This is a genomic window from Simiduia litorea, from assembly GCF_042853465.1.
GTDB classification, from domain to species: Bacteria; Pseudomonadota; Gammaproteobacteria; order Pseudomonadales; family Cellvibrionaceae; genus Simiduia; species Simiduia litorea.
This window is the reverse complement of record NZ_AP031497.1, coordinates 2,039,903-2,066,725: the sequence shown is the minus strand read 5'-3', so window position 1 is coordinate 2,066,725 and position 26,823 is coordinate 2,039,903. Positions and strand designations below refer to the sequence as shown.

26 protein-coding genes are annotated in these 26,823 nt (G+C 50.7%); 6 read left to right on the top strand and 20 right to left on the bottom strand.

Annotated elements, in window-relative coordinates; translation table 11 throughout:
- Positions 1-28 precede the first annotated feature (28 nt).
- The 9 genes from thrC to ffh all read right to left on the bottom strand — a co-directional run bounded on the left by thrC (position 29) and on the right by ffh (position 8,475).
- Positions 29-1,426, bottom strand: coding sequence for a threonine synthase (gene thrC, locus ACGHTT_RS09190; protein WP_390594838.1), 1,398 nt, complete (start codon positions 1,424-1,426; stop codon positions 29-31).
- A gap of 39 nt (positions 1,427-1,465) precedes the next feature.
- A complete protein-coding gene (locus tag ACGHTT_RS09185) occupies positions 1,466-2,773 on the bottom strand; it encodes a homoserine dehydrogenase (RefSeq protein WP_390594837.1) in 1,308 nt (435 codons plus the stop codon).
- 149 nt (positions 2,774-2,922) lie between these two features.
- Entirely contained in the window at positions 2,923-3,687 is a 765-nt protein-coding gene (locus ACGHTT_RS09180; protein WP_390594836.1) for a DsbC family protein, read from the bottom strand.
- 114 nt (positions 3,688-3,801) lie between these two features.
- On the bottom strand, positions 3,802-4,638 hold the full coding sequence (gene xerD / locus ACGHTT_RS09175) for a site-specific tyrosine recombinase XerD (RefSeq protein WP_390595019.1): 837 nt from the start codon (positions 4,636-4,638) through the stop codon (positions 3,802-3,804).
- Between the two features lie 145 nt (positions 4,639-4,783).
- Entirely contained in the window at positions 4,784-5,134 is a 351-nt protein-coding gene (gene rplS, locus ACGHTT_RS09170; protein ID WP_290263147.1) for a 50S ribosomal protein L19, read from the bottom strand.
- A 54-nt stretch (positions 5,135-5,188) separates the two neighbouring features.
- On the bottom strand, positions 5,189-5,983 hold the full coding sequence (gene trmD / locus ACGHTT_RS09165) for a tRNA (guanosine(37)-N1)-methyltransferase TrmD (RefSeq protein WP_390595017.1): 795 nt from the start codon (positions 5,981-5,983) through the stop codon (positions 5,189-5,191).
- A gap of 90 nt (positions 5,984-6,073) precedes the next feature.
- Entirely contained in the window at positions 6,074-6,613 is a 540-nt protein-coding gene (gene rimM, locus ACGHTT_RS09160; RefSeq protein ID WP_390594835.1) for a ribosome maturation factor RimM, read from the bottom strand.
- Between the two features lie 26 nt (positions 6,614-6,639).
- Entirely contained in the window at positions 6,640-6,888 is a 249-nt protein-coding gene (gene rpsP / locus ACGHTT_RS09155; protein WP_290263145.1) for a 30S ribosomal protein S16, read from the bottom strand.
- Positions 6,889-7,095: 207 nt separating this feature from the next.
- Positions 7,096-8,475: a signal recognition particle protein gene (ffh, locus tag ACGHTT_RS09150; protein ID WP_390595015.1), complete on the bottom strand. Its 1,380-nt coding sequence runs from the start codon at positions 8,473-8,475 to the stop codon at positions 7,096-7,098.
- Positions 8,476-8,668: 193 nt separating this feature from the next.
- On the opposite strand from ffh, the gene ACGHTT_RS09145 reads away from it, so the two are divergent.
- Both ACGHTT_RS09145 and ACGHTT_RS09140 read left to right on the top strand, forming a co-directional pair.
- Positions 8,669-9,469: an inner membrane protein YpjD gene (locus tag ACGHTT_RS09145; protein ID WP_390594834.1), complete on the top strand. Its 801-nt coding sequence runs from the start codon at positions 8,669-8,671 to the stop codon at positions 9,467-9,469.
- 109 nt (positions 9,470-9,578) lie between these two features.
- Complete coding sequence (locus ACGHTT_RS09140; protein ID WP_390594833.1) at positions 9,579-10,862, top strand: HlyC/CorC family transporter; 1,284 nt, start codon at positions 9,579-9,581, stop codon at positions 10,860-10,862.
- A gap of 36 nt (positions 10,863-10,898) precedes the next feature.
- Here the strand turns inward: ACGHTT_RS09140 and ACGHTT_RS09135 are convergent, their stop codons facing one another.
- Genes ACGHTT_RS09135 through ACGHTT_RS09125 form a run of 3 tightly spaced genes read right to left on the bottom strand, consistent with a single transcriptional unit; the run spans position 10,899 to position 12,241 of the window.
- Entirely contained in the window at positions 10,899-11,102 is a 204-nt protein-coding gene (locus ACGHTT_RS09135; RefSeq protein ID WP_390594832.1) for a DUF1289 domain-containing protein, read from the bottom strand.
- The gene (locus ACGHTT_RS09130) at positions 11,099-11,629 is read right to left on the bottom strand and encodes a gamma carbonic anhydrase family protein (protein WP_390594831.1); all 531 of its coding nucleotides are present in this window, start codon (positions 11,627-11,629) and stop codon (positions 11,099-11,101) included. The genes ACGHTT_RS09135 and ACGHTT_RS09130 overlap by 4 nt, the downstream gene beginning before the upstream one ends.
- A 12-nt stretch (positions 11,630-11,641) precedes the next feature.
- Positions 11,642-12,241, bottom strand: a complete 600-nt coding sequence (locus tag ACGHTT_RS09125) for a CoA pyrophosphatase (RefSeq protein WP_390594830.1) — start codon at positions 12,239-12,241, stop codon at positions 11,642-11,644.
- Between the two features lie 110 nt (positions 12,242-12,351).
- Here ACGHTT_RS09125 and ACGHTT_RS09120 point away from each other — a divergent pair, with 110 nt between their 5' ends.
- Together ACGHTT_RS09120 and ACGHTT_RS09115 are read left to right on the top strand one after the other, a co-directional pair.
- Positions 12,352-12,672, top strand: a complete 321-nt coding sequence (locus ACGHTT_RS09120; RefSeq protein ID WP_390594829.1) for a DUF3135 domain-containing protein — start codon at positions 12,352-12,354, stop codon at positions 12,670-12,672.
- Positions 12,669-13,220 carry an NUDIX hydrolase gene (locus ACGHTT_RS09115; protein WP_390594828.1) on the top strand — a complete coding sequence of 184 codons (552 nt, stop codon included), beginning with the start codon at positions 12,669-12,671 and terminating at the stop codon, positions 13,218-13,220. Before ACGHTT_RS09120 ends, ACGHTT_RS09115 begins: the two co-directional genes overlap by 4 nt.
- Here the strand turns inward: ACGHTT_RS09115 and ACGHTT_RS09110 are convergent.
- From ACGHTT_RS09110 to purL, 8 genes are all read right to left on the bottom strand, one after another.
- The gene (locus ACGHTT_RS09110; RefSeq protein ID WP_390594827.1) at positions 13,201-13,512 is read right to left on the bottom strand and encodes an NGG1p interacting factor NIF3; all 312 of its coding nucleotides are present in this window, start codon (positions 13,510-13,512) and stop codon (positions 13,201-13,203) included. The two genes, ACGHTT_RS09115 and ACGHTT_RS09110, sit on opposite strands and share 20 nt — an antisense overlap.
- Before the next feature lie 12 nt (positions 13,513-13,524).
- Positions 13,525-14,700, bottom strand: a complete 1,176-nt coding sequence (locus ACGHTT_RS09105; RefSeq protein ID WP_390594826.1) for a phosphoglycerate dehydrogenase — start codon at positions 14,698-14,700, stop codon at positions 13,525-13,527.
- 99 nt (positions 14,701-14,799) lie between these two features.
- Positions 14,800-15,918 (bottom strand): phosphoserine transaminase, encoded by a 1,119-nt coding sequence (locus ACGHTT_RS09100; protein ID WP_390594825.1) that lies wholly within the window; start codon positions 15,916-15,918, stop codon positions 14,800-14,802.
- Positions 15,919-15,995: 77 nt separating this feature from the next.
- Positions 15,996-16,871 (bottom strand): D-hexose-6-phosphate mutarotase, encoded by an 876-nt coding sequence (locus ACGHTT_RS09095; RefSeq protein ID WP_390594824.1) that lies wholly within the window; start codon positions 16,869-16,871, stop codon positions 15,996-15,998.
- Positions 16,872-16,894: 23 nt separating this feature from the next.
- Positions 16,895-17,776 carry a tetratricopeptide repeat protein gene (locus ACGHTT_RS09090; protein ID WP_390594823.1) on the bottom strand — a complete coding sequence of 294 codons (882 nt, stop codon included), beginning with the start codon at positions 17,774-17,776 and terminating at the stop codon, positions 16,895-16,897.
- Positions 17,769-18,635 (bottom strand): Dyp-type peroxidase, encoded by an 867-nt coding sequence (locus tag ACGHTT_RS09085; RefSeq protein ID WP_390594822.1) that lies wholly within the window; start codon positions 18,633-18,635, stop codon positions 17,769-17,771. Before ACGHTT_RS09085 ends, ACGHTT_RS09090 begins: the two co-directional genes overlap by 8 nt.
- Positions 18,636-18,664: 29 nt before the next feature.
- Entirely contained in the window at positions 18,665-19,450 is a 786-nt protein-coding gene (locus tag ACGHTT_RS09080) for a DUF3014 domain-containing protein (RefSeq protein WP_390594821.1), read from the bottom strand.
- A gap of 83 nt (positions 19,451-19,533) precedes the next feature.
- On the bottom strand, positions 19,534-23,403 hold the full coding sequence (purL, locus tag ACGHTT_RS09075) for a phosphoribosylformylglycinamidine synthase (protein ID WP_390594820.1): 3,870 nt from the start codon (positions 23,401-23,403) through the stop codon (positions 19,534-19,536).
- 506 nt (positions 23,404-23,909) lie between these two features.
- Here purL and mltF point away from each other — a divergent pair.
- Positions 23,910-25,388, top strand: a complete 1,479-nt coding sequence (mltF, locus tag ACGHTT_RS09070) for a membrane-bound lytic murein transglycosylase MltF (RefSeq protein WP_390594819.1) — start codon at positions 23,910-23,912, stop codon at positions 25,386-25,388.
- A 129-nt stretch (positions 25,389-25,517) separates the two neighbouring features.
- A complete protein-coding gene (locus tag ACGHTT_RS09065) occupies positions 25,518-26,822 on the top strand; it encodes an aminotransferase class III-fold pyridoxal phosphate-dependent enzyme (RefSeq protein WP_390594818.1) in 1,305 nt (434 codons plus the stop codon).
- Position 26,823: the final 1 nt, after the last annotated feature.

Sequence of the window (26,823 nt, the reverse complement as noted above, 5' to 3'; positions counted from 1 at the left end):
AAAAAAAGGAACCCGTAGGCTCCCGTTTCTATTTCCGCGTATTCGCTGCAACAAATTTTTGCACGGCATGAATATCATTCTTCAAAACATCATAGCGCTCTTCGCGTTCAAACAAATCCTGCATATGAAACGGTAAGGCTGGCTCTTGACCCTGCCCCGCTTTCATCACCGCTTCAGGGAATTTCGCTGGGTGCGCCGTGGCGAGGCAAACAACCGGGGTCGATTGATTGCTTCGGTTAGACCTTGCGGCCTGCACACCGATGGCTGTGTGCGGGTCCAGCAAGTAACCAGTGCGCTCAAACACCGACTGGATGACCGTTAACATTTCCTCATCATCTAAACGGTAGCTGGAAAACAGCGATCTCGCTTTCGCCATGGCCTTATCTGAAAGTGCCATTGTGCCACTTTTAAACTGTTCCATCAGTTCAGCGATAGCCGCGCCGTCTCGTTCATAGAGATCAAACAGCAAGCGCTCAAAATTAGACGACACCATGATATCCATACTGGGCGATAAACTATGAACCAAAGGCTGCTTGGTGTGATCATTAGCGCTGATGCAGCGATGTAAAATATCGTTAGCATTGGTGGCAATAATAAGTTGTTCGATAGGCAACCCCATTTTGCTCGCCAAATAGCCGGCAAAAATGTCGCCAAAATTACCCGTTGGCACAGAAAAAGACACAGCCCGATGGGGGCCGCCAAGCGCCAGTGATGCATAAAAATAATAAACAATTTGCGCCATAATACGCGCCCAATTAATGGAGTTGACCGCCACTAACTGCCTGCCCTCGGGCAAAAATGATTGGTCGGCAAAACTTGCTTTCACCATATTCTGGCAATCGTCGAAATTGCCTTCTAGTGCAATATTATGAACATTCTTAGCCAACACCGTGGTCATCTGGCGGCGCTGCACATCGGAGACGCGTTTATGCGGGTGTAAAATAAAAATGTCGATATTGTCGCAGCGGCTACAACCCTCAATAGCAGCCGATCCGGTGTCGCCAGAGGTTGCACCCATAACCACAACTTTTTGTTTGCGCTTAGCCAAAATATGATCAAGTAAATGCCCAAGGAATTGCAGGGCAAAATCTTTAAACGCCAGGGTTGGGCCTTGAAACAATTCCAAAATCCACTCGTTGTGGCCAGTTTGCACCAGTGGCGCTATCGCATCGTGGCGAAACTCTGCATAGGCTTTCTCAATAATGCCTTTGAGCTCGACATCACTTAATGCACCATCAACAAAGGGTTTCATTATCTCGAACGCCAATGCTTGATAAGACAGCCCCGCCCAAGAAGCAATTGTCGCCTTATCAAATACCGGTAGCGTTTCTGGTACATAAAGGCCGCCATCGCTGGCCAACCCGGTGAGAACCGCGTCTTCAAAATTCAGTGCAGGCGCCTGCCCACGAGTGCTTATGTATTTCACAATCTATTCCAAAAAATATCGTAAGAAGCCAGCGATAAATTAACCCAAAGACTCAACGCGTATATGGGTAACTTCACCATGAATAACACTTAGTGCTTCGATCTTTTCGATCGCAGTCATTAACTGGCGCTCAATGGCGCGACTGGTTAATAAAATAAGCGGTACCTGCGGTGCATCTTGTTGCGGCTCTTTTTGAATCAACGCCTCTACACTGATATTGGCATCGGCCAAAATAGTGGAGATCTGCGCCAGTACACCGGGTCGATCCTCGGCGAGAAGACGTAAATAGTAGGCCGTCTCGACCTCGCTCTGCGGCAATATATTGGGTTGTACGTTTTGCCCCTGCGGGTGAAAACCCAATGCCGGAACACGATGCTCAAACCCTACCGTTACATTTCTAGCCAAATCGATAATATCGGCAACCACCGCCGATGCCGTCGGTTCTGCGCCGGCACCGGCGCCGTAATAAAGCGTTGGGCCAACGGCATCGCCTTTTACCAGCACAGCATTCATCACGCCATCCACATTAGCGATCAAGCGCTTCTCTGGAATCATGGTTGGGTGTACGCGTAATTCAATACCCGCCGCTGTTTGCTTAGCGATACCCAAATGCTTAATGCGATAGCCCAGCTCTTGGGCATAGGCGACATCTTCCGGAGCAATCTTGCTGATACCTTCAGTAAACACCTTGTCAAATTGCAGCGGCATGCCAAAAGCTAAGGACGCGAGAATGACCAGCTTATGAGCGGCGTCAATGCCTTCCACGTCAAAAGTGGGATCAGCTTCGGCATAACCCAATGCTTGCGCCTCGGCTAAAACATCGTCAAAGGCACGCCCCTTATCGCGCATTTCAGTAAGGATAAAGTTACCCGTGCCATTGATAATACCTGCCAACCACTCGATGCGATTGCCGGCTAAGCCTTCACGTAAGGCTTTAATAATAGGGATGCCGCCGGCCACGGCCGCTTCGAATGCCACACTAACGCCCTGCTCTGCAGCGCGTGCGAAAATTTCATTACCGTGCTCAGCAATAAGTGCTTTATTCGCGGTGACGACTTGCTTGCCGTTGGCGATAGCTTCTAGCACCAGCGCTCTAGCCACCGTGGTGCCGCCAATCAACTCAACCACGATATCGACATCGGGGTTTCTCACCACGTCAAAAATATCCGTAACCACAGCCGTTTGAGTCAAGTCGCAGGCGCTATTTCCACGCCGCGTGCCTACCTGAATAATGTCAATTTCTACACCGGCTCTAGCGCTAATATCGCGCTTATTACGTGTTAAAACGTTAAATGTGCCACCACCAACAGTACCAAGGCCACAAATGCCAACTTTCACCGGTTTCAAAATTACTTCCTCTGAATAGCGGAAAGCGCAAACAAATGTTGCGCTAGAATGAGATGTTTCAGGTTATTCTTGCAAAAAGATGGCAACCTTACTGATCCCTAACTGAACTGTCAATTAGGGATTCAGCGGCCTGAGCGGGTGGATCGAAACTAAGAACCTAGGCCTAGCGCTTCGAGTAACACATCGCTGGAGCGGTATCCCGAAATGAGTTCGCCAGACTCTAAAAAGATCGCCGGCGTTCCCCGAACGCCAATGCTCGAACCAAACTCATATTGCTTGGCGATAGGGTTTTGCGGGCAGACCGCGCCCTGTATATCGAGACCGCTTTTCAGGCGAGTCAATGTGCCTTGCTGGTCATCAGAACACCAAGCACGTGCAAGCTTGTTGTAAGATTCTGAGCGCAAACCGGCGCGAGGATAGGCCAAATAGCGAACTTCAACGCCAGCTTGATTCAAAGCCGGAACCTCCTGATGTAACTTGCGACAGAACCCGCAGTCTATGTCGGTAAATACATAGATAGCGCCCCGTGTTTCGCCCTTCGCGGGATAAACAATCATGTCCTTTTTATCCAATGCGGCCAGCTTAGGCTTGCGGTGCTTTTGCATTTCGATTTCGCCCACATCAATCAGGCGACCACCTTGAATACGGTACAGATCGCCAGCGATAAACAAGTCACCGGCAACATCGGTATAAATCACCGGGCCATTCGCCAATTTAACCGCATAAATACCAGGAAACGGCCCGAGCGTGACGCCTTCAACCGCCATATGAGGCACCGCAGCGGATATCTTGGCTGTCAGTCGCGCCTCAATTTCAGGCGAAAGCTTGGCAATACCCGTGGCCAATTGAGCGCTAGCGCCCACAGAAACCAACAGGGAGACGACGGCAATAACGCCCTTCACTTTTCTAAACATGTCATACCTTTTATGCGTATTTAATCCAACTGGGGTCGATCATAACCAAATCGCATGCAACATGCAGCGACAAGCACACGTTTATGCGCGAATGCTCATATCTAACACCACCCGCTAACCTCTTGGATGATGCTGAGCATGTAAATGTTTCATGCGCTCTTGCGCCACGTGGGTATAAATTTGCGTGGTCGATAAATCGGAATGACCGAGCAACAGCTGCACCACCCTAAGATCGGCACCATGGTTAATGAGGTGGGTGGCAAAGGCATGCCTAAGCGTATGAGGCGACAGCGGCCTTTCAATGCCCGCGAGCTTGGCGCACAACTTAATTCGATGCCAAAAGGTCTGGCGCGTCATCTGTTGGGCACGATTACTCGGAAACAGTACATCCGTTTGCACACCGCCCAACAAAAAGCCGCGCGCCTCACGCACATAGGTTGCCAACCAATTCATCGCTTCATCTCCCAGGGGCACTAAGCGCTCTTTTGAGCCCTTACCAAAAACCCGAACAACGCCCTGGCGTAGATTGACTTGCGAAAGCGTTAGCCCAACCAACTCGCTAACCCGCAGACCCGTCGCGTACAAAACCTCAAGCATACAGCGATCGCGCAGACCGATAGCATCATCCGTATCAGGCGCCGCCAACAGAGCCTCAACATCGGCCTCAGAGAGACTTTTAGGCAGCGGCCGCCCTAACTTGGGGCTATCGATGAGTGCGGTTGGATCGATCTGCAACAGTCCTTCGCGTACTTGATAACTGTAAAAACTGCGCAGACAAGAAAGCTGGCGGGCTATAGAGCGGGCACTGGCGCCCTGCTCAAACTTGTGACTAAAAAAACCCTGAATATCGGCATCGCCGGCGCACAGTAGATCTTGCTGAACGTAAACCGCAAATTGTGTTAAGTCTCTACGATAGGCCTCAAGCGTATGATCACTAAGCCCCTTTTCCATCCATAATCCGTCTAAAAACTGCTCGATAATATCCAAACCTAAATACCCTGTTTTTACTGACCACAGCTTCGCCAAGGGACACTAAAGTTGCAAGCACAAAAAAGCCGGCACTAAGCCGGCTTTTCGAAAAAACTTAACTAATAACTTAGTTAAGTTTTTCTTTGATACGTGCAGCTTTACCAGCCAAGTCACGCAAGTAGTAGAGTTTCGCCTGGCGCACATCACCACGACGCTTGACAGATACGGAATCAACAAGCGGGCTATGCAACTGGAAAGTACGCTCAACACCAACGCCGTAAGAAATCTTACGTACGGTGAATGCCGAGTTCAGACCACGATTACGCTTACCAATTACAACACCTTCAAAGGCCTGTAAACGGCTGCGCTCGCCTTCTGTTACTTTTACCTGAACCACAACGGTATCACCGGGTGCGAACGCAGGTACATCTTTCTTTAACTGTTCGTTATCGAGGGCTTGGATAATCTTGTTAGTCATTTTGTTCTCCGAAATAACAAGTGTGTAGCTTCACAGCTAGATTGGAAAAAAACGTTAGTTAACGTTTTTTTCCGCCTCGAGGTCCCGACGAAAGTCCGTCAGCAGCTTTTGCTGCTCCTCGGTCAAGGTCTTACCTTGCAACAAGTCTGGGCGCCGCAGAGCGGTTCTACCTAGCGCTTGCTGTAACCGCCAGCGGCGGATTCTTGCATGGTCACCAGAGGCTAACACCGCTGGTACCTTTAATTCTGTTTGGTCATCGAGATAAGTCTCGGGTCTAGTGTAGTGCGGGCAATCAAGCAAACCATCGGTAAAGCTGTCTTGCTCGGCCGATTGCTGATGACCTAAAGCGCCGGGCAAGAGTCGCGTAATCGCGTCTAACATCACCATCGCACCTAACTCACCACCGCTTAACACATAGTCGCCAATGGACCATTCACTATCGACTTCTAACTCGATAAAGCGCTCGTCGACACCTTCGTAGCGACCGGCAATCAATATCAAGTTGGCACAACCCTCGCGGGCGAAGTTCTGTGCCGCCGCCTGATTAAACCGACGACCTTGAGGCGATAAGTACACCACCTCTGTTTTGTTGCTTGAACCACCCGCCTCAGCATCCGTCCAAAACCTTGCGGCGGTGACTGCATCGCGCAATGGTTGAATCATCATCACCATACCGGGGCCACCGCCATAAGGTCTGGCGTCCACCGTTTGATGACGATCTTGGGTGAAATCGCGCGGATTCCAACACCGCACCTCTAGCAAACCCTGCTTAACAGCGCGCCCACTAACACCGTAGTCGGTGACCGCCTGAAACATCTCAGGGAACAAGGTTATCAACGCAATTTTCAACGGCGCCCTAAGCCTAGGATCAGCCGAATCTTGCGCTTTAGTCGATGTTGCTACTGTCGCTGCGTTAGCCGCTGACTCAGACATTGTCGGCTAAAACTCTGGGTCCCAATCGACCCAAATTTTGCCCGCATCCAAATCAATTTTCTGTACGAACTGGCCTGGCACGTAAGGCACCAAACGCTCTTTGTCGTCCAGGCTATCGGCGTCTGGCTTCACCACCAACACGTCATTGGCACCGGTTTCCAATAAATGGCTAACCCGACCAAATACAACCTCTGCGCCACCGAAGACACTGATCACCTGCAGATTTTCAAGCTGGTGCCAGTAATACTCTTCGCTGTCTAACTCTGGCAACTGAGCACGCTCCACACTGATAGTGACCTTAGCCAGTGCTTCTGCGGCATCGCGATCATCAACACCTTTGATGTGGGCGATAAAACCTTTGCCATGGGCTTGAAACTCGTCAACTTCCACCGCTTTTACGCCGTGGCGGGTTTTCAACCACCAAGGTTTGTAGCCAACGATGTTTTCTGGCGGTTCCGTATCCGAGTGAACTTTCACCCAGCCCTTGATACCGAATACCGAGGTAATACGACCAACATCAATCAAATTAGACCTTGTATCGGTCATCGCCGGTCGTACCTCAGTGAGTGCAATTAAGCCGCTTTAGTGGCTTCTTTCAACAAGCTAGCAACGCGATCGCTAACCTGAGCACCCAAATCAACCCAGTGCTGTACGCGCTCTTGGTTTACACGCAGACGCTCTTCTTGACCACGCGCTGAAGGGTTAAAGAAACCTACGCGCTCAAGGTAACGGCCGTCACGTGCATTGCGGCTGTTGGTTACTGTCAAATGATAGAATGGGCGCTTCTTAGAGCCACCACGAGATAAACGAATGCTTACCATGTAAGTCTTCTTCCTGTTGTTAAATTTGTGCCTGCGTTATGCCTGCACCACTACATCTAGCAAGTTTGCAGACACAGGCCTGCGAAAGGCGCGGTATTTTAGGGCAAAAAAAACTACCTGTATAGGCTAAAACGACTGCCATATCCGTTATTGCCGCCTTAAATACCGCTTTTTTGGTACTTTTTCGCAAAAGTACCAGTAAATTGGTTAACGCATACCGCCCGGAGGCAGACCACCCATTCCGCCTGGCATCATGCCGCCTAGACCACGCATCATCTTGGTCATGCCACCGCCCTTCATTTTTTTCATCATCTTCGACATCTGCTTATGCTGCTTTAAAAGACGATTCAAATCCTGAATTTGGGTGCCAGATCCCATGGTAATACGGCGCTTGCGCGAACCACTGAGAATATCTGGGTCACGTCGCTCTTGGGGTGTCATGGAGCTGATAATGGCATCCATTTGTTTAAACTGCTTAGACATATCGGCTTGTTGCGCCATTTGCGCCACATTACCCATGCCAGGCATTTTCTCCAACATGGAGCCTAAGCCGCCCATGTTTTGCATTTGTTGAAGCTGGTCCCGTAGATCTTCAAGATCGAAGCCTTTGCCTTTGCTGACCTTATTCATCAGCTTTTCAGCTTTGGCTTTATCGATGGTTTGCTCGGCCTGCTCGATAAGCGACATCAGGTCGCCCATACCTAGAATGCGCGAGGCAATACGATCGGGATGGAAGGGCTCTAAGGCGTCAACTTTTTCGCCCACACCTAAAAACTTAATGGGCTTGCCGGTCACTTCGCGCACGGAAAGCGCCGCACCGCCGCGGGCATCGCCGTCGGCCTTGGTTAGAATGATACCCGTTAAGGGCAAGGCCTCATTGAAGGCTTGCGCAGTATTTACCGCATCTTGGCCAATCATAGCGTCGATAACAAAGAGGGTTTCGATCGGGTTAATAGCCTTATGCAACCCCTTAATCTCTTCCATCAAGGCGTCGTCAATGTGCAAACGGCCGGCGGTGTCGACAATCACCACATCGCAAAACTGCTTCTTGGCGTGGGCGATAGCCGCTTGAGCAATATCAATGGGCTTTTGTTCGCTCGTCGACGGGAAGAATTCAACACCCACCTCTGTAGCGAGCGTCTCAAGCTGCTTAATGGCAGCTGGGCGGTAGATATCCGCACTAACCACTAAGACTTTTTTCTTTTGACGCTCCTTCAAAAAGCGCGACAACTTCGCCACTGAGGTGGTTTTACCCGCACCTTGCAGACCTGCCATTAATACAACAGCGGGCGGCTGCTGCGCGAGATTCAGGCTCTCGTTGGCCTGCCCCATCAAGTCGACCAGCTCAGCCTGGACAATTTTTAGGAATTGTTGACCAGGATTCAGCGACCGTGCGACCTCGACACCAACGGCACGCTTGCGCACCCGCTCCACGAAGGTTTTCACCACAGCCAAAGCAACATCCGCCTCTAACAGCGCTTTGCGCACTTCGCGCAACGTATCTTTGATGTTGTCGTCAGTTAGCCGCGCCTTACCGGTAATGGTACGCAGCGATTTAGAAAGTCGTTCGGTTAGATTATCAAACATCGTACTGATCTTAATCCGGTGCGGGATGACGGCGCCCATGCCATCATCTTTAAAAAGGCCGGCAGTATATCCCAAGCAACGGCACTAGCCCAAGTTGAGACTGCAACGAAGACTAAATCTTCAAATTTTGACGCTGCTGTGACACACTGCCGATCCCCTAGAGGCTTGGTTTGACAGGTAAAATGGACTTCCTATGTACGCGTTAGTATTAAATCTGGCCGCGATAGCCGTTTATGTAGCGGCCACTGGGTACCTGATTACTTTAATCCGACACCAAAAGCCTATTGCTGGGCCATGGCTTAACGCCTTAGCGATCACAGCGGTAGCTTTTCATTGGGCCGGTCTCTACCCAATTCTGGTATCCAACGAGGGTATTAATTTCAGCTTCTTCGCGACCGCCAGCCTAGTGTCGGCGACGATGAATACCCTACTTTTAGTGTCAGGCCTACGCAAACCACTACACACTCTTTATATACTCTTCATGCCTATTGCCGTGCTTTGCACAGGCCTGCTGTTGACCACACTCCAATCACAACAGTACTCGAAGCTTAACGAAGGCTTGGCACTGCACGTGATTCTATCCCTGCTCGCCTACAGCTTTTTAACCATCGCCACAGCGCAGGCGTTGCTGTTAGCCCGTCAAACGCACCAATTAAGACACCATCAGACCAGCGGCTCGATTAAATTTCTGCCGCCGGTGCAAACCATGGAAGCACTCCTTTTCGAGCTGCTCTGGCTAGGCTTTTTGATACTGTCTGCCTCAATTATCACGGGCATCGGCTTTATCGAGGATATGTTTGCCCAGCATTTGGTACATAAAACCGTCTTCTCGATCATTGCTTGGCTGATCTACGCGGCACTCTTAGCCGGCAGACACTGGCTGGGCTGGCGCGGCAACACGGCCATTCGCTTTACCCTCGGCGGTTTTGCCGCGCTCATGCTGGCCTTTTTCGGCAGCAAATTTGTATTGGAGTTGGTACTACAAATTCATTAGTCCCAAAGCCTATAGCTAAAGACCAAAACACACTGAAACATATTACATTTGCCATGCGGCTCCATCTATTGCAAGATACGCCGCTTACCGTCATAGAGAACAACCCTAGTTGAACGACATACCTTTGAGCCTGCTGTTTTCAAGCTTGGCTGGTTTGATAATCCTTTCTGCGTTTTTCTCCTCGTCTGAAACAGGGATGATGTCCCTGAATCGCTATCGCCTGAAACATCTGGTTAATAAGAAGCACGCTGGCGCCACTCGCGCCTCAGAGTTACTGGCGCGACCAGATCGATTAATTGGCGTTATATTAATCGGCAACAATTTAGTTAACGTACTGGCGTCATCGATCGCAACCGTTATTGCCATCCGACTGTACGGCGACATAGGTGTCGCTATTGCTGGTATTCTGCTCACCTTAACGTTGTTGGTGTTTGCTGAAGTGACACCAAAAACTATTGCCGCCTTACACCCAGAGCGCATCGCATTTCCAGCCACACTCATACTCAAACCACTGCTAATCATATTTCATCCCATCGTGCTTCTGGTAAACGTCGTATCAAATGGGCTGGCACGTCTACTGGGTGTAAACCCCACGGCGCACAACACCAACGAACATCTTCACCCCGATGAACTGCGCACGGTTGTGGATGAAGCTGGGGATCTAATTCCAGACCAGCACCAAGGTATGCTGCTAAACGTACTCGATCTTGGCAAAGCCACGGTCGAGGATATTATGGTGCCGCGCAATGAAGTCGTCGGGCTAAATTTAGAAGACGATGTCGTCACCCTGCTACAACAAATTCGCACCAGCGAATACACCCGCCTGCCGGTGTACGAAGGCGACATTAACAATGTGGTCGGCACCTTACATCTACGCAATGCGGCGCGCTTTATTTTTGGCGATGACTCCACCATTACCCACGCTGATATTCGACGCTTCTGTCGCAAGCCCTACTTTGTGCCCGAGTCCACTGCCCTGCACACACAGTTATTGCACTATCAAAAAGAAAAGCGCCGCATGGCATTCGTTGTCGATGAATACGGCGACGTACAGGGCATTATCACGCTCGAAGATCTACTCGAAGAAATTGTTGGCGATTTCACTACCAACAATGCCGGTAGTGTGGATGAAGAGATTACCGCCATTGGTGACGGATGGTTCATTATTGACGGCAGCACATCTATCCGCGATGTAAATCGGGAGCTGGAGTGGGACCTTCCCACCGACGAAGCGAAAACCGTTAACGGCTTACTGGTAGACACCTTTCAAGGAGTGCCAGAAACAGCGATGAGCCTGACCTTGAAAAATTATCGATTCGAAATAATCGAGACATCTAGCAAAATGATCGAAAAGGTAAAGGCTACGCGACTAGAACTGGATAACGAAGAATAAAATAACAGTCAGGACCGAGGTGCACACAACTCGGCCCTAGGCGAAAGGATTGTCTGATTTTCTTCGTTCTGCAGCCAGCTCAACCACCAACTGCTGCTCCTCAGCACTCATGCGACCCCAGCGACTAATCTCCATCGCCGAACGATAACAACCCACACATATATCGTCTTCATTCAGTGCGCATACTGAAGTACACGGCGATTTGACACGCTGAATATTTTTAACGGGATGAGAACTCACAGCTCTACCTTAACTAACGCTTGACTGTAGCGTGCAGCATGCTTCTCGTATACATCAGCACTGGCGGCCAACACGTCTTCAACCGCAAAATCCAACTGCTTGATCACTTTGGCGGGGCTGCCAAGCACCAGACTGTTATCGGGTATTTCCATACGCTCTGTCACCAGGGCATTGGCACCAACAATACAATTACGACCAATCACGGCATGATTCAGCACCACCGCACCTATACCTATCAGGGAATTGTCACCGACCGTACAGCCATGCAGCATGGCATTGTGACCAATAGTCACGCCCGCCCCAATAGTAAGCTTTAGCCCTGGGTCGGTGTGTAAAACCGCCCCATCTTGCACATTAGATCTAACGCCAACTTCTATGGGCGCATTGTCTGCGCGGATAACTGCATTAAACCAAACACTGGCACCCGCTTTAACAATGACCTCGCCAATTAAATTGGCACTATCTGCAATGAAATGCCCCTCGCCTTCAAGCCGGGGCTGTTTATCACCCAATCGGTAAAAAGTCATACCAAACTTCCCTCAGTAATGGCGCAATGGCGCTGAGTCATGGGCTTTCGCTATACCCGCCCCCAGCGTTGAATTTAATACGTCGATGATAATGCCGGCGGTAAAGCCCCAAATTTCGAAGCCTTCGAATTCGTAGGCCGGCACCCAGTGCTCCTTACCTTCATGGGTAAAGACATCGGTGCGCGCGCGCCTATCTTGCAGAAAAAAAGCCAGCGGCACTTTAAAAACCGCTTCTAGCTCGCCAGGATTTGGGGTTAGGACAATGTCTGGCGCAATAACACCGATCACAGGTTGCACGCGCACGCCACCGCGGGCATAACGGGAGCGCCAATTACCCAATAACTCGACCTTGGTCGGACAAAGATCGATCTCCTCCTGCGCCTCCCGTAGCGCGGTATGAACCAGACTCTTATCGGTCGCGTCCCACCACCCTCCAGGAAAAGATACTTCACCGGAATGCCGCTTCAACTCAGAGGAGCGCAAGGTCAGCACCACTTGTGGCGCAGCTTCATCAGTAATCGCCATGAGCACGGCCGCCTGCTTACTGTAGGCACCCGGACCGTCTAGCGCGTAATCAAATTGCTGAATTGCAGAACTGAGCTGTTTGAGCATATGCGTACCTCAAGCGCATTATAACCAGAAAGTCCAAACAGTGAAGTTTAGCTCGAGCCTCGGGAGCCACAGCTCTGGTAGAATGGCCAAAGCTAAGCACGAGGTAAGCCATGAATTTGCCGGATTTTGACCAACTCCTGAGATTGGCAGAACGTCAGCCCGAAGCGCTCGAGCGCTTGCGCACCGAGCTAATAAACGCTTTTATCAATAAGTCTCAGGGAGACACTAAGCGGCGCCTGCGCGGACTTCAATTTCAAATTGACGCCCAGCGCCAACTGCACAAAAGCCCTTTAGGCGCCTGTATTAAGATTTCCAATATGATGACCGAATCCTTTCACGACATGATCGCTAGACTAAATCAGCCCACCGTAGAAACACCAACGACGTGCGCCAAGGTTTACCAATTGGACATAGCGGAAAACGAGCAATGAATTTTTGCAGTCAATGCGGTAAAGATATCGCTATTAGAGTGCCTGAAGGCGACAACCGAGAGCGGCATGTCTGCTTACATTGCAGCACTATCCACTACCAGAATCCACGCATCATTACCGGCACTCTACCGGTTCTAGGCGAAAGAGTTTTACTGTGCAAACGCGCCATTGAGCCTCGCCACGGTCTTTGGACCTTGCCAGCAGGGTTTATGGAAAACGGAGAAACGACGGAGCAAGGCGCAGTGAGAGAAACCTGGGAGGAAGCCAGAGCCAATGTCGATATCAAAGCCCTTTATACACTTTTCAACTTGCCACAAATCAACCAAGTTTATTTTTTTTACCGCGCGACCTTAAACGACAGCAATTTCGGGCCCGGGCCCGAGTCGCTAGAGGTAGAACTTTTTTACGAACACGAAGTGCCTTGGCAGGAGATCGCGTTTCCGGTAATCACCGAAACCTTGCAACATTACTTTGCCGACCAAAAGGAAAACAATTTTCCTTTTCGCACCAAAGATTTAATTCGCCCGCTCAGTAAGCCTCGACCTTAATAACATCATAAGCAGGCTCCTCGTAGGGGTGAGCCTGCCTCAAAGCGCTTATCACAGCGTCGATACATTGTTTGGGCACCACCGTTTCCAAGCGATACTCCACCACTTGCTCCAGCTCATCGACCCGCCCAATAAACGGATTGGCACCCTTCACAGGTTTAAACTGGCCGATACCCTGAACTTCCCAACAATACTCTGTATAAGCGCCAACGCTCCCTGCACCCGCCGCAAATATCGCCGATTTAACAACACCCAAGTGAGACACAGGTACGTAGAGACAAAGTTTAAACATTGTAAATCAGCGCTAGATTAGTCGCACAGCAATAACATGCTCGACAGCGGCAACTGCGGCCTGTAATTCCGCACTTGGTTCAGCCTCCATATCAATAATGTTATATGCAAGCTGGCCTCGGCTTTTATTCATCATATCGACGACGTTAACCTGTAAATCCGCCAACACGGACAGCACATGCCCCAACACACCCGATACGTTATCGTTAGTAAATGTTAATCGGCAAGTACCCGGTGCGCGCGGCATAGCCACGGGAGGAAAATTGACCGAGTTTTTAATATTGCCGTTTTCTAAAAAGTCTCGTAGCTGATCGGCCGCCATGACCGCGCAATTTTCTTCCGCCTCTAGGGTGCTTGCGCCAATGTGTGGCATAGCCAATATATCTTTTCGGCCTCTGAACTCCGGCTCGGGGAAATCACATACATAACGCGCAAGACCACCCGCATTAAGCGCCGCCAGAACGGCGTGAGGATCGACAATTGACTCGCGCGCAAAATTTACCAACACCGCGCCTTTCTTAAAACTTCCAATATTTTCGGCATTAATCAGATTTTTCGTTTGCTCAATAGCTGGCACATGCAGGCTGACATAATCCGCCTGCCCCAATAGGGCCTGCAAGCTCTCCATACGCTGAACTTGATTAGGCAAACGCCAAGCTGCGTCTACCGACAAGGCAGGATCGAAACCTAACACCTCCATGCCTAAGGCCAAGGCCATCTCAGCAACCATCGAACCAATTGCGCCCAAGCCAACGATGCCTAATTTTTTGCCATAAAGTTCAACACCGGCAAACTGCTTTTTTTCTTTTTCTAAACGGGCAGCGAGCACACTGCTGTCGGAAATATCGGTTAAACCTTCCGCAAAGCGCATGCCGTCAACAATGCCGCGAGAGGCCAACAACAAGGCACAGAACACCAACTCTTTTACCGCGTTGGCGTTGGCGCCTGGGGTATTAAAAACCACGATACCGTGTTTACTACAAGCATCGACAGGTACATTATTAACCCCGGCGCCGGCACGGGCGATAGCCTTCAAATTTTTATTAAATACGCAGTCGTGTAGATTTTGACTACGCAACAACATCGCATCTGGCTCTACTTGATCGGAACCCACCTGATATTTAACCGGATCAAATCGATTCAAACCACGCTCGGCAATTTGATTAAACGTTTGTACTTTGAACGACATCTGTGACTCCATTTTTATAATTTTAGGCAAACAAAAAAACACTAAAACGCACAATACAACTGAAAAAAAAAGCCCACCGTAAGGCGGGCTTCTCTCACTCTAAACGCCTACCACTTCCTTATAGGCCCAAACCAGCCAAGGCATTAACGCCGCCACATCACTGGCTTCGACGGTCGCACCGCACCAGATACGCAAGCCAGCCGGTGCATCGCGATAGGCGCCTATGTCAAAGGCAACAGACTCGGCCTCTAACAGTTTGGCCATTTTTTTCACTTGCTCTGGCGTGGCATCCAAGGTTAAGCACACGCTGGTATTTGAGCGAAGCACTTCATCTTCGGCCAAAAAATGAACCCAATTATTTTTCGCCACGAACTCGCTAATCACCTGCAAGTTGTTTTCCGAGCGCTGTATCGCCGCCGCTAAGCCGCCAATGGATTCCAGCCAAGCCAAGGCGTCTAGGTAGTCGGCAACACATAACATAGAGGGCGTATTAATGGTTTCGCCACGGAAAATACCCTCGTTGAGCTTACCGCCACTGGTCATGCGAAAGATTTTCGGCAAGGGCCAAGTTGGCACGTAAGTTTCCAAACGTTCCACTGCCCGCGGGCTAAGAATCAGCATGCCGTGAGCACCTTCCCCACCCAGTACTTTTTGCCAGCTGAAGGTCACCACGTCGAGCTTTTCCCAGGGCATATCCATGGCAAAAACAGCTGATGTCGCATCGCAAATGGTGAGCCCTTTGCGATCGTCGGCAATCCAGTCACCATTGGGCAACTTGACACCCGAGGTCGTGCCATTCCAGGTAAAAACGATATCGCTGTTGAAATTGATTGCGGATAAATCCGGCAATTGACCATAGTCAGCAGAGCGACAAGACACGTCTTTCAATTTTAATTGTTTGGTGATGTCACTCATCCAACCTTGACCGAAGGACTCCCAATACAGCACTTCAACCGGACGCGGCCCGAGCATAGACCACAAGGCCATTTCAACGGCGCCCGTGTCAGAGGCTGGAACGATACCGACCCGGTATCCCTCGGGTAGACCGAGTAGCGCTGCCGTTTGCGCACAAGCCTTGGCAAGAACCTCTTTGCCCAATGCCGACCTATGTGAACGCCCCAAGGTTTCAATATGCAATTGATCAAGGCTATAACCAGGGCGCTTGCTGCAAGGGCCTGACGAAAAATTGGGGTTACGGGGTTTCAGTTCTGGTCGCATGTTTGTACTCTGATTAACGGTCAGACAAAAGAATATTGCGCGCAAATCATGCGCGGGCGTGAATTATGCCAGCTAGCTCAGTTTTTACCAGTGTTTAACTGGCGATATTCAACTTGTAAGGTGTGTGAAGCACCGACGCCGATCACGGCAACGTCGGCGCCGCAATTTGCCGTTTCAACACATACCATGGACTTATAGCCATCGGTGGGAAAGTTACTCAAGCGGGAGGATTTTTCCAGCCAAGGGTTCCAAATTACCGCACTCGCACTGCCCTGAGTTGCAATATCGAGCTGATAGGCTGGCGCGTTAAGACCCAATGGTTGGCGCGGGTATACGATTCGATCTACTTCACCAGCGATGCTTAGCTGAGACTCAGAACAAGCCAGGCCCTTCCCCGCCGCTCCCAACAATTGATCATCGTAACGACTTCCCGCTAAACCGGTAATGCGCACCTGCTCGATATCGACAATATTAAAGTAGGTGTGTAGCGCTTGCGTCAGCACCAACTCATCGCTACCGGTGTTGCGGGTTGTCAGCGCTAAGCCAAGGTAATCAGACACGCTAACCGCGAGGGTTAGCGAGGCTGAATAAGGCCAATCAGGCCGGTCCGGCATTGGCAAACTTAACGTGAGGAAGACACCGTCATCATTGTTAATGACATTATCTAATTTCCACACAGAGGTGCGAGCGAAGCCGTGCGCAGGTGCCGCAGTATCAGAACCATGGGCGCCAAACCAGGGCCAGCAAATTGGGATACCACCCCGTATAGCCTTACCTGGGCGAAAATCCTCTTCGGGGCTGAGCCACAACAAGGCTGGCTGATTCGTCGCTTGAAACTCAGTGACCTGAGCGCCCTGTAAAAAAATCCGAGCACGGGCCTTGGGGTGCTCGATATCCAGGTACTCCAAACCATAATTAGAGGTGCCACGGGTGATACCTATCGGAAGCTGCATGGGTAATTCTCTTACGCTAGCGCCTAATAAATTAACGCGTATAACTGACGCTGAAATGTGACAGCCAAGGGATCACCCTTGCCTAAGGAGGCTAAAATATCCTGAAAGGTTTTACGCACGGCGCCATCGGCGGCACCGAGATTTTTTTTCAATATTGGAAACAGCAACTCTAAGGCTTCTTGATGATGCTTATCTTGCGCCAGGGCCACTGCCAACTGTTGGGCGATAGCCAGATCGTCTGGCGTTGCGGCAAACGCCTGTTCTAGCGCAAGAATTTCAGGTGCCTTGCCAGCTTCGCGCTTTAATTGCAATTTAGCTTCTATCTGCAACCAAGCCGACTGCCTATCCTGCAATGGAACAACTTTTAACTGCGATTCGCAGTCATCCAAGCGACCACTATTTAAATAGATCTCTGCCAACAACACGGCCACACTAGACTGCTTGCTCTCAGCCCAAGCATCCTTGAGCAGAGCGATGGCCCTGGCTTGGTCATTAACATCCTCAGTAGCCAACAGGGATTTCGCCGTGGCCAAATCCTCTTGCCATTGCGGCGGTAAAAATTTATCGAGCAGCGCCCTAACACTGGCCTCGGTTTGTTCGCCTACCAACCCATCAACGGGCTGACCTTGCTGCATAACCATTAAGGTAGGTAACGTCTGCACACCTAATTGACTTGCGATACCCGAAAGCTCATCGGTATTAACATTGGCCAACAGAAATTTTCCGGCTTTTTCCTGCGCCATTTTTTCGAGCAAGGATTTTAAAACAACACAAATTTCACTGCGCTGCGACCAAAAAAAAGCCAGTACCGGCCGCTCAACGGAGGCCTCGATCAGCGCTGCCTGGGCATTCGCCATCGACACTTCAACAATAAACTCAGTAGACGCATTTGCCTGGTTAATCACTTAACATTCCATCCAAAACCAATCGGTTATTATCCAATGCAGGGCACCAATAGTAGGCACTTGTTAACGGTCGCGAAATATCAAACAACGCATCGCGAATACCATCTGCGCTACCGGTCATACGATACATCTGCGCCTCAAAGGCATCAAAGCTTGCGCCAAAGGCGACAAACATCAAGCCCATTTTTGTAGCCGCCTGCCACGCCATAGATCGCCTGAGCACAAACTGCGGCGGCGAGAAGCTGTCTTGCTCTGTCCGTTTTACGTGCGCTCTGGCAGGTGCGTCGTCCAATTCTTCATTGGTGTCTAGGTCGCGACCAATCACATGGTTGCGGGCGCTCAGCGGCAGCGCCTCAAAAGCCTCCATGTCGTGCTGCCAGCACTGAATCGCCATAAAGCTCGACTTCGCAAAAGGCCCAACTGAAACGAAAGCCGCTTTATCTGCGGCCTCGCCAACGGGGTTTTCTGTACCATCTTCGTAACCTGTAACATCCCTGCCATTGCGATGCAGGAAGCCGTCCAGCTCGTCAATTAACTCAAAGGCGCCGGCCAACTGCTGTACAATTTTGCGTGTACGCAGCGCCACAACACCCGCATCGGCACCTCGCACCCAAACACACAGAGCGCTTGGTGTTTGTGGGATATCGAGTCCCTGCCAAGAGAAGTCTGGCGCCGATTTCATAGCGGGTACCATTAACCCCAAATGCTTGAGTAAACTCAAGCCAAGGCCCAAAACCACATCATCGCCCACAACGGCATTGAGTTGCTCAACCAAATCCTTCTGGTTTCCGAGCAATCGAAAAAAACAATACTTTGCGCACGCTGGCAACGGGCTCTGTATTCCGGCCTGTGGCTTCATAAAATCCCCTCAAAAACTGATTTCAAAAGCTAAGATTGCTTGTACATCGCTAGCTTAACACGCGTTAAATAGCCTTTAATCTCAGCTTGATTTTTTGGCCCCATTCGCCACATCCACTTATGCAGAGCAGGCGCTTTCTCAATGGTAGGGTCGATGAATTTATACATGACAGGCTTTGCAGCCAACTCACCGGCGTCAGGCATAGCAGGTACAGATTGCAACTGGCGTATGGCTTGTACCACTCGATCATCAAAGGTTCCTTTCTTACCTAACTCGGCATAAGCTTCATCGAGTAGAGGCTGCCACAAACGGTAATAAGCGACCAACACCTCGGGCTCAATCGCCACAAATGCCTTCACTAGTTTAGTAGCACGATCAAAGTTTTTCGGATCAGCTGTCGCCAGTTGCGGCGTCCCTATGACCGCGAAAGGCGCCATGTCATATTGCACCGGCAAAAACTTGTTAGACATCTGGCCATCGGCAATTTGATCGATCAGTATCACCCATTTACGCAGCAACTCCTCGCTCACCAACCACTGAACCAAGCTGGGTGACAAAGACTGGGCAATTTCAATAATCATCGGGTGACTTGCGGCAATTGAAACGGCTGGGCCGATTAAATCAAGCGCCTTCTCTTGTTTTACCGGCGCAGGTGTCTCAGGCTCAGGCTCAACTTCTCGCTGGATAGGCGCGGCTACCTCTACCGGCGCTTCAACCACCACAACCTCAGGCTCAGGTTCTCGCAGCATGAGAAAAGCTATGACCAATAACAAAATACAGCCGATGACTAACAAAACTCCTGAACGTTTATTCATATCAAGCGCCTACAACGCAATGGGGAAATAAGGATTATAAACTACCATAAAAAACGGGAGCTCGGCTCCCGCTTTTCTTCAACTCAACTTACAAACTCTCTGGCATTCCTAAACATTCTCATCCAAGGGGAGTCTTCGCCCCACTCTTCTGGATGCCAAGAATTCGACACTGTTCTAAACACGCGCTCGGGATGCGGCATCATGATGGTAGCGCGACCATCCACGCTGGTCACAGCTGTGACGCCCAATGGCGAACCATTTGGATTAGCAGGGTAAGCTTCAGTAGCCATTAAATGGTTATCTAAAAAGCGCATGGCCACTTGATGACTACTTAACAACGCCTGCGCGCTGGATGTTAAAAACTCAGCCCTACCCTCACCATGCGCCACAGCGACCGGCATATGCGAGCCTTGCATACCCTGGAAAAATACCGAGGGAGATTCTTGGATTTGCACCAAACTAAAGCGCGCCTCAAACTGCTCTGATTCGTTGCGTACAAAACGCGGCCAAAGCTCTGCGCCAGGAATCAGCGACTTCAAGTTCGACATCATCTGGCAGCCATTGCAAACACCCAGGGAAAAGCTATCAACCCGATGGAAAAACTGTTCGAACATATCCCGAGCCTTGGCATTGAACAGTACTGTCTTAGCCCAGCCCTCTCCCGCACCCAGCACATCGCCATAGGAAAAACCGCCGCACGCCGCGAGGCCCTGCATTTGCGCTAGATCGATGCGACCAGAAAGAATATCACTCATGTGCACATCGACGGCGTTAAAACCGGCCCGATCAAACGCGGCCGCCATTTCCACATGACCATTAACACCCTGCTCGCGCAAAATGGCCACTTGCGGCCTAACGCCTTTAGCGATGTAGGGCGCCGCAATGTCTTCTGACGGGTCAAACGTTAAAGACGCAGACAGGCCCGGATCATTAGCAAGCACTTGGGCGAATTCTTGCTCTGCGCACTTGGGATTATCGCGCAGGGCTTGAATGCGATAACTGGTTTCACTCCATAAGCTGTGCAAGTAAGCGCGCGATTGATCGAACAGCCAAGCCCCATTGCCGGCGCGAATTCGCACTTGATCTTCATCGTTTAAGCCACCGATATAGTGCACGGCATCAGTCAAGCCAGCCGATTCGAAACGCGCCAGGATGCCCGAGCACTCATCTGTCGGCACCTGCAAAACGGCGCCCAACTCTTCATTAAACAGCGCGGCAATTGGCTCGCCCAAGCTATCCAGCTGAATGTCCACGCCCACCCGGCCGGCAAACGCCATTTCAACCAAGGTGGCGAACAAGCCGCCGTCAGCACGGTCGTGATACGCCAAGACCTTGCCTTCTTCTAGCAATTCCTGCATCACTACAAAAAATGCTTTAAGTTGTGCAGGCTGATCCAAATCAGCAGGGCAATCACCCATTTGATTAAATACCTGCGCAAGAATTGATCCGCCTAAACGGTTTTTGGCGTTGCCAAAATCCACCAACAGCAAACTCGTTTCGGGCAATTCGCTACGCAATTGTGGGGTAACTGTTTTGCGCACATCCAAGACCGGCGCGAACGCTGTAATCACCAGAGACAATGGCGATGTAACGGACTTATTCTGGCCATTATCCTGCCAGGCAGTGCGCATAGACATCGAATCTTTACCCACCGGAATGGTAATACCAAGCTCAGGACAAAGTGCCATGCCCACCGCTTCAACGGTGCGATAAAGTTTTTCATCTTCTCCGCGATGACCTGCAGCGCACATCCAATTTGCCGATAAATTGATATCGCTGATTTTATCGATGCGGGTCGCAGCAATATTAGTAATTGCTTCACCAACAGCCATACGGCCAGATGCAGGTCCGTCCAGTAACGCCACCGGTGTGCGCTCGCCCATGCTCATCGCTTCGCCACAATAGGTGTCGTAACTGCTGGTTGTGACAGCGCAATCGGCCACGGGCACCTGCCAAGGGCCAACCAATTGATCGCGCGCTACCGTACCTGTCACACTGCGATCACCAATGGTGATTAAGAATTTCTTGCTGGCAACTGTCGGGTGCTTAAGAACGCGCTCTGCGGCTTCATTAATATCGACGTCGAGACTGTTAAACGCTTTTTTGATAGGCGCGTGAGCAACGGCAGTACGGTGCATTTTTGGTGGTTTGCCGAACAAAACACTCATCGGTAAATCAACGGGGTTAGCGTTAAAATGTGTGTCATTGACACGTAAATGCTTTTCGCTCGTGGCCTCACCAACAACGGCATAAGGCGCGCGCTCGCGCTGACAAATTGCTTCAAATATCGACAGTTGCGCGGGCGTTATCGCCAACACATAGCGCTCCTGTGATTCGTTACACCAAATTTCGAGCGGGCTCATGCCCGGCTCATCATTGGGTACTTTGCGCAAATCAAAAACACCACCGCAACCGCCATCTTTCACCAACTCAGGGAAGGCGTTGGACAGCCCACCCGCACCAACATCGTGAATAAAAGCGATTGGGTTTTCAGCGCCCATCTGCCAGCATCGATCAATCACTTCTTGGCAACGGCGTTCAATTTCCGGGTTTTGACGCTGCACAGAGGCAAAATCCAAATCTGCCGAAGAAGTACCAGAGGTAACCGACGACGCCGCTCCGCCACCCAAGCCAATTAGCATAGCCGGACCGCCCAGCACCACCAATTTAGTACCTGCCGTAAATGGCGGTTTTTCAACATGATCGGCGCGAATGTTACCGTACCCGCCCGCCAACATAATGGGTTTGTGATAGCCACGGCGCTCGCCATCAAAATTTTCTTCAAAGGTGCGGAAGTAACCGCAGATATTGGGCCGGCCAAATTCGTTATTAAATGCAGCACCGCCTGTTGGCCCCTCGATCATAATATCGAGCGCTGTGACAATACGTTCAGGCTTGCCGTAATCCTGCTCCCATGGCTGAATAAAATCGGGGATTTGTAAATTCGATACGGTAAAGCCAGTCAAGCCCACCTTCGGTTTGGAGCCGCGACCGGTCGCACCTTCGTCGCGAATTTCGCCGCCAGCACCTGTGCCGGCGCCGGGGAAAGGTGCTATAGCCGTCGGGTGATTATGGGTTTCCACTTTCATTAATATGTGGATGTCTTGCTGATTAAAACCATAAATTTGCGTGGCGGCGTCGGGGTAGAAGCGCCCGGCTTTATGACCTTTCATCACAGCAGCATTATCGGCGTAAGCACTTAACACATTTTCACCACCCACTTCGTAGGTGTTTTTAATCATTTTAAATAAAGAGCGCGACTGTTCTACACCATCAATTGTCCAGCTAGCATTGAAAATTTTATGTCGACAATGCTCTGAGTTTGCCTGCGCAAACATCATCAACTCTACATCTACCGGGTTGCGCTTTAAGCCGACAAAACTGTCGACAAGGTAATCAACTTCGTCGTCGGCTAGCGCCAAACCTAAACTGCTATTTGCTGCTTGTAAGGCAGCTTTTCCACCGCCTAAAACATCAATACTCGACTCGGGCTTTGGCTCGTGACGAGAAAACAGCTGAGACGCATCGGGCATATCAAAAAACAATTGCTCCACCATGCGATCGTAAAGAGCAACACTAACAGCATCGCGCTCGGTGGCGGTTAAGTCACCCGCGACGTAATAAGCAACACCGCGCTCGATACGATTTATCTTTGCTAAACCTGCATTGCGCGCTATGTCTGTCGCTTTCGACGACCAAGGTGAAATGGTACCCGTGCGCGGCAACACTAAAATCAACTGACCAACGGCCTCTGCTTTTTCTACTGTCGGCCCGTAGGTGAGCAACTGGTTTAGCACCGCCAACTCGTCAGCAGATAGGTCGGACTTCGCATCGACAAAGTGAGTATATTCAGACTGCAATTGACTAACGCCGGGTGCAATAGCTTGCAGCGCTGTTAGCAGTCTTTGTGTGCGAAATACGGAAAGGGCCGGAGCACCGCGTAGGGTCAGCATAGAGGTCTGGTACCTTGTGAATGAAATCGATGGGCGGCCTGACTAACATGGACGGCGCTAGTGAGCTGTCGCGTGTTAAACCGCTGAATGCGAATAAAAACCGCAGTCATAGGGATGATAAACCCGCCCTAACTGGAAAGGCGGCAATTGTACTCGATATTTGCGGCGTGAACAGCCCAAAGCCATCACCGACGAGGGATAAAACCTACCGAATAGGCACGATAGTACCGCTCGCGTTACTTGCACGGCTATGTCGCCGCTTATAATGAATTATTCTAGCTTCTTCATACTTCCCTAAAAGCCCCGTCCAGCATAAGCAAATGGCGGCTTAGCACACCATCGCATGTTGATTTAAACGTCAAAGTCTCTTTTCGATACTATAGTTACAGAAGGAAAACAAGCTATCGGTTAACAAATTGGGTCGTTAAAATCGCGCAGAATTTGATCAAGGCACCTTTCTTGGGTGAGTACCCAAAAAAAGGAACAACCTTCAACTCGGAGCTTCTATGGCATTAGCTATACGCGCATTAATAAGACACCTGACCAAAGTGGCTGCGCTAGCGGTGATTTTGTTGGCGTCTGCGCATTTAGTGGAAAGTCGAGTGCCGAACTCACTGGAAAGCGTACAGGCCAGCGGCATACTTAGAGTTGCTTCTATTAACGGCCCGGAAACCTACTATGAAGATACCGACGGCAAGTTCGACGGCTTTGAGTACGAATTAGCGCGCGCCTTTGCCAAGTACCTTGGCGTGCGATTAGAGATAGTCCCCGCGGGTAACTTTACCGAATTGCTCGAACTCACGCGCTCGGGCAAAGCCGTCGATATGGCCGCCGCCGGTCTGATTATCACTGAAGGCCGCAAGGCTCTAGTCGACTTCTCAACACCCTACCTCGATATAAGCCAACTGCTTATCTACCGCAACGGCACGGGTAAACCCACCGAACTGGAAGAGTTATTTGGCAAGAAGATTATGGTCATGGCCGACTCGGGCGAGGCGGACCGAGTTGCTGTTATCGCAGCACAGTACCCCGAGCTGGTATGGGTCGCCTCGTCCGACTACAACAGCATGGATCTCATCGAACAGGTGCATTCGGGCGAAACCGACTTTGCCATGGTGAAATCCACAGCCTTTAGCATCAGCCAATCAGTTTACCCGCGCGCCCGCATCGCTTATACCTTCCCCGATAAACAACCCATGGCGTGGGCTTTTAGCCCGCAGGTAGACCAATCGCTTAAAAAGGCAGCCAATCGCTTTCTCGCCGAGTATCAGTCATCGGGCAAGCTGGTAGCGCTGGAAAAGAGCCATTTTGAGGTTGGCTCAACGGTGGATACAGGTGGCGCACTCACCTTTTCCAACAGGGTAAAAAATCGCCTGCCAAAGTGGGAAAACCTGCTCAAAGAAGCGGCTAACACCTACCAGATGGACTGGATGATGCTTGCGGCCATCAGCTACCAAGAATCTCACTGGAACCCCAGGGCGAGGTCCCGTACGGGGGTGCGCGGGATGATGATGCTAACCCTAAATACCGCGCGCGAACTAGGCATCGAAAATCGACTCGACCCAGCCCAGAGCATTGACGGAGGCGCACGCTACATCGCTCACTTGCTCGAGCGTATCCCCGAGTCCGTGCAGGGGCCGGATCGCCTTTGGATGACACTTGCGGCTTACAATGTTGGCTTCGGCCACCTGTCCGACGCTCGGCAACTTACCGCTGATCACGGCGGCAACCCAGATGCCTGGGACGATGTGGCCGAAACGCTACCGCTGCTAGCGCAGCGCAAGTATTACAAAACCACTCGCCACGGCTACGCGCGAGGCTGGGAGCCGGTTAACTACGTCAATAATATCCGCCAGTACTACACAATTCTTGCTTGGCACAAACAAGTTGAGCAGCGTCGTATTGCCATGCTGGATAACCCACCAATCATGAGTGTCAACGAAGCGACACCCATCAATGCAAACCTAACCACCTCAAATCTATAACTGAGGGCACTAAGGTTTAGATTTATCAACCTGCAATTCGATAGATGTTAATTTATCGAACCAATGATTTTTTGCTATAAAAAGACCATGGAAAGCAATTTGCCCATTTACTTTGAATAGGAAAAGATCATGACCCAACTGCCCTCACAAGCTCAAATGGAAGCTTGGTGGATGCCCTTCACTGCCAACCGCGCCTTCAAAGCCAACCCGCGCTTCTACGTAGGCGCTGAGGGTATGTACATGACCATGGCAGATGGCAAGAAAATCTTGGATACCAACGCCGGCCTATGGTGTTGTAATGCCGGTCACGGCCGCAGAGAGATCGCTGAAGCTGTACATGCGCAATTACTCGACATGGATTACGGCAACCCCTTTAGCTACGGTCACCCGAAAGGCTTTGAGCTGGCAAACCGATTAGTTGAAGACATAGCACCGAAAGGCCTCAACCGTATTTTCTTCACCAATTCAGGCTCCGAGTCAGTCGATACCGCACTAAAAATTGCACGCCAATATTGGCGCTTAAAGGGCCAAGCCTCTAAAACAGCCTTCGTTGCCCGCGTAAAGGCATACCACGGCGTCAACTGGGGTGGCGTGTCACTTGCAGGTCTAACCGGTAATCGAAAGAGTTTCGGCCAAGGTTTAGAAGCCGACTTCATGCGCCACACCCTACTACCCGAAAATGCCTTCAGTAAAGGCCTGCCAACGAACGGCGCTCATATTGCAGACGAGCTCAATGACATTATTGCCATGCGCGATGCGAGCAACATCGCAGCGGTCATTGTGGAACCTGTGGCAGGTGCCGGTGGTGTCGTTGTACCACCCCAAGGTTATTTAGAAAAACTTCGCGCTATTTGCGATCAACACAATATTTTGTTGATTTTTGATGAAGTTATTGCGGCATACGGGCGCACAGGCGCTGCCACCATGGCCGAAAAAGTGGGTGTGACACCCGACATGATTACCACCGCAAAAGGTTTAACCAACGGCGCTATACCGATGGGTGCGGTTTTCTGCAAGCAGGAAATTTACGACACATTCGTTAACACCGGTGACGCATCAGCGGTGCCCGAGTTTCTACATGGCTACACCTATTCCGCTCACCCTGTCGCTTGTGCCGCGGCGCTCGCCACCCTCGACATTTACAAGTCGGAAAAATTGTTTCAGCACTGCGATACAATCGCTAGCTACTGGGGCGATGCCGTTCATTCACTCAAAGGCCTGCCCGGCGTCAAAGACATTCGCAATTACGGCCTATTAGCTGGCATTGATTTAACCCCGGGTGCGGCAGCAAAAGTCGCGGCGAAAACTTTACCTCTTGGTGTCACCGTTCGCCCGGCAGGTGACACAGTTGTCATGTCGCCACCGTTAATTATTCAAAAAGAACACATCGACACCATTGTCAACGTGCTTACCGAAGTGATCCCAAGCATCTGAT

Bases quoted from the DNA above. Each gene is read 5' to 3' on its own strand.
- ACGHTT_RS09180 (WP_390594836.1), bottom strand. From the start codon at position 3,687: ATGTTTAGAAAAGTGAAGGGCGTTATTGCCGTCGTCTCCCTGTTGGTT.
- xerD (WP_390595019.1), bottom strand. From the start codon at position 4,638: ATGGAAAAGGGGCTTAGTGATCATACGCTTGAGGCCTATCGTAGAGAC.
- rplS (WP_290263147.1), bottom strand. From the start codon at position 5,134: ATGACTAACAAGATTATCCAAGCCCTCGATAACGAACAGTTAAAGAAA.
- rimM (WP_390594835.1), bottom strand. From the start codon at position 6,613: ATGACCGATACAAGGTCTAATTTGATTGATGTTGGTCGTATTACCTCG.
- rpsP (WP_290263145.1), bottom strand. From the start codon at position 6,888: ATGGTAAGCATTCGTTTATCTCGTGGTGGCTCTAAGAAGCGCCCATTC.
- ffh (WP_390595015.1), bottom strand. From the start codon at position 8,475: ATGTTTGATAATCTAACCGAACGACTTTCTAAATCGCTGCGTACCATT.
- ACGHTT_RS09145 (WP_390594834.1), top strand. From the start codon at position 8,669: ATGTACGCGTTAGTATTAAATCTGGCCGCGATAGCCGTTTATGTAGCG.
- ACGHTT_RS09130 (WP_390594831.1), bottom strand. From the start codon at position 11,629: ATGACTTTTTACCGATTGGGTGATAAACAGCCCCGGCTTGAAGGCGAG.
- ACGHTT_RS09125 (WP_390594830.1), bottom strand. From the start codon at position 12,241: ATGCTCAAACAGCTCAGTTCTGCAATTCAGCAATTTGATTACGCGCTA.
- ACGHTT_RS09120 (WP_390594829.1), top strand. From the start codon at position 12,352: ATGAATTTGCCGGATTTTGACCAACTCCTGAGATTGGCAGAACGTCAG.
- ACGHTT_RS09115 (WP_390594828.1), top strand. From the start codon at position 12,669: ATGAATTTTTGCAGTCAATGCGGTAAAGATATCGCTATTAGAGTGCCT.
- ACGHTT_RS09110 (WP_390594827.1), bottom strand. From the start codon at position 13,512: ATGTTTAAACTTTGTCTCTACGTACCTGTGTCTCACTTGGGTGTTGTT.
- ACGHTT_RS09105 (WP_390594826.1), bottom strand. From the start codon at position 14,700: ATGTCGTTCAAAGTACAAACGTTTAATCAAATTGCCGAGCGTGGTTTG.
- ACGHTT_RS09100 (WP_390594825.1), bottom strand. From the start codon at position 15,918: ATGCGACCAGAACTGAAACCCCGTAACCCCAATTTTTCGTCAGGCCCT.
- ACGHTT_RS09095 (WP_390594824.1), bottom strand. From the start codon at position 16,871: ATGCAGCTTCCGATAGGTATCACCCGTGGCACCTCTAATTATGGTTTG.
- ACGHTT_RS09085 (WP_390594822.1), bottom strand. From the start codon at position 18,635: ATGAAGCCACAGGCCGGAATACAGAGCCCGTTGCCAGCGTGCGCAAAG.
- ACGHTT_RS09080 (WP_390594821.1), bottom strand. From the start codon at position 19,450: ATGAATAAACGTTCAGGAGTTTTGTTAGTCATCGGCTGTATTTTGTTA.
- purL (WP_390594820.1), bottom strand. From the start codon at position 23,403: ATGCTGACCCTACGCGGTGCTCCGGCCCTTTCCGTATTTCGCACACAA.
- mltF (WP_390594819.1), top strand. From the start codon at position 23,910: ATGGCATTAGCTATACGCGCATTAATAAGACACCTGACCAAAGTGGCT.
- ACGHTT_RS09065 (WP_390594818.1), top strand. From the start codon at position 25,518: ATGACCCAACTGCCCTCACAAGCTCAAATGGAAGCTTGGTGGATGCCC.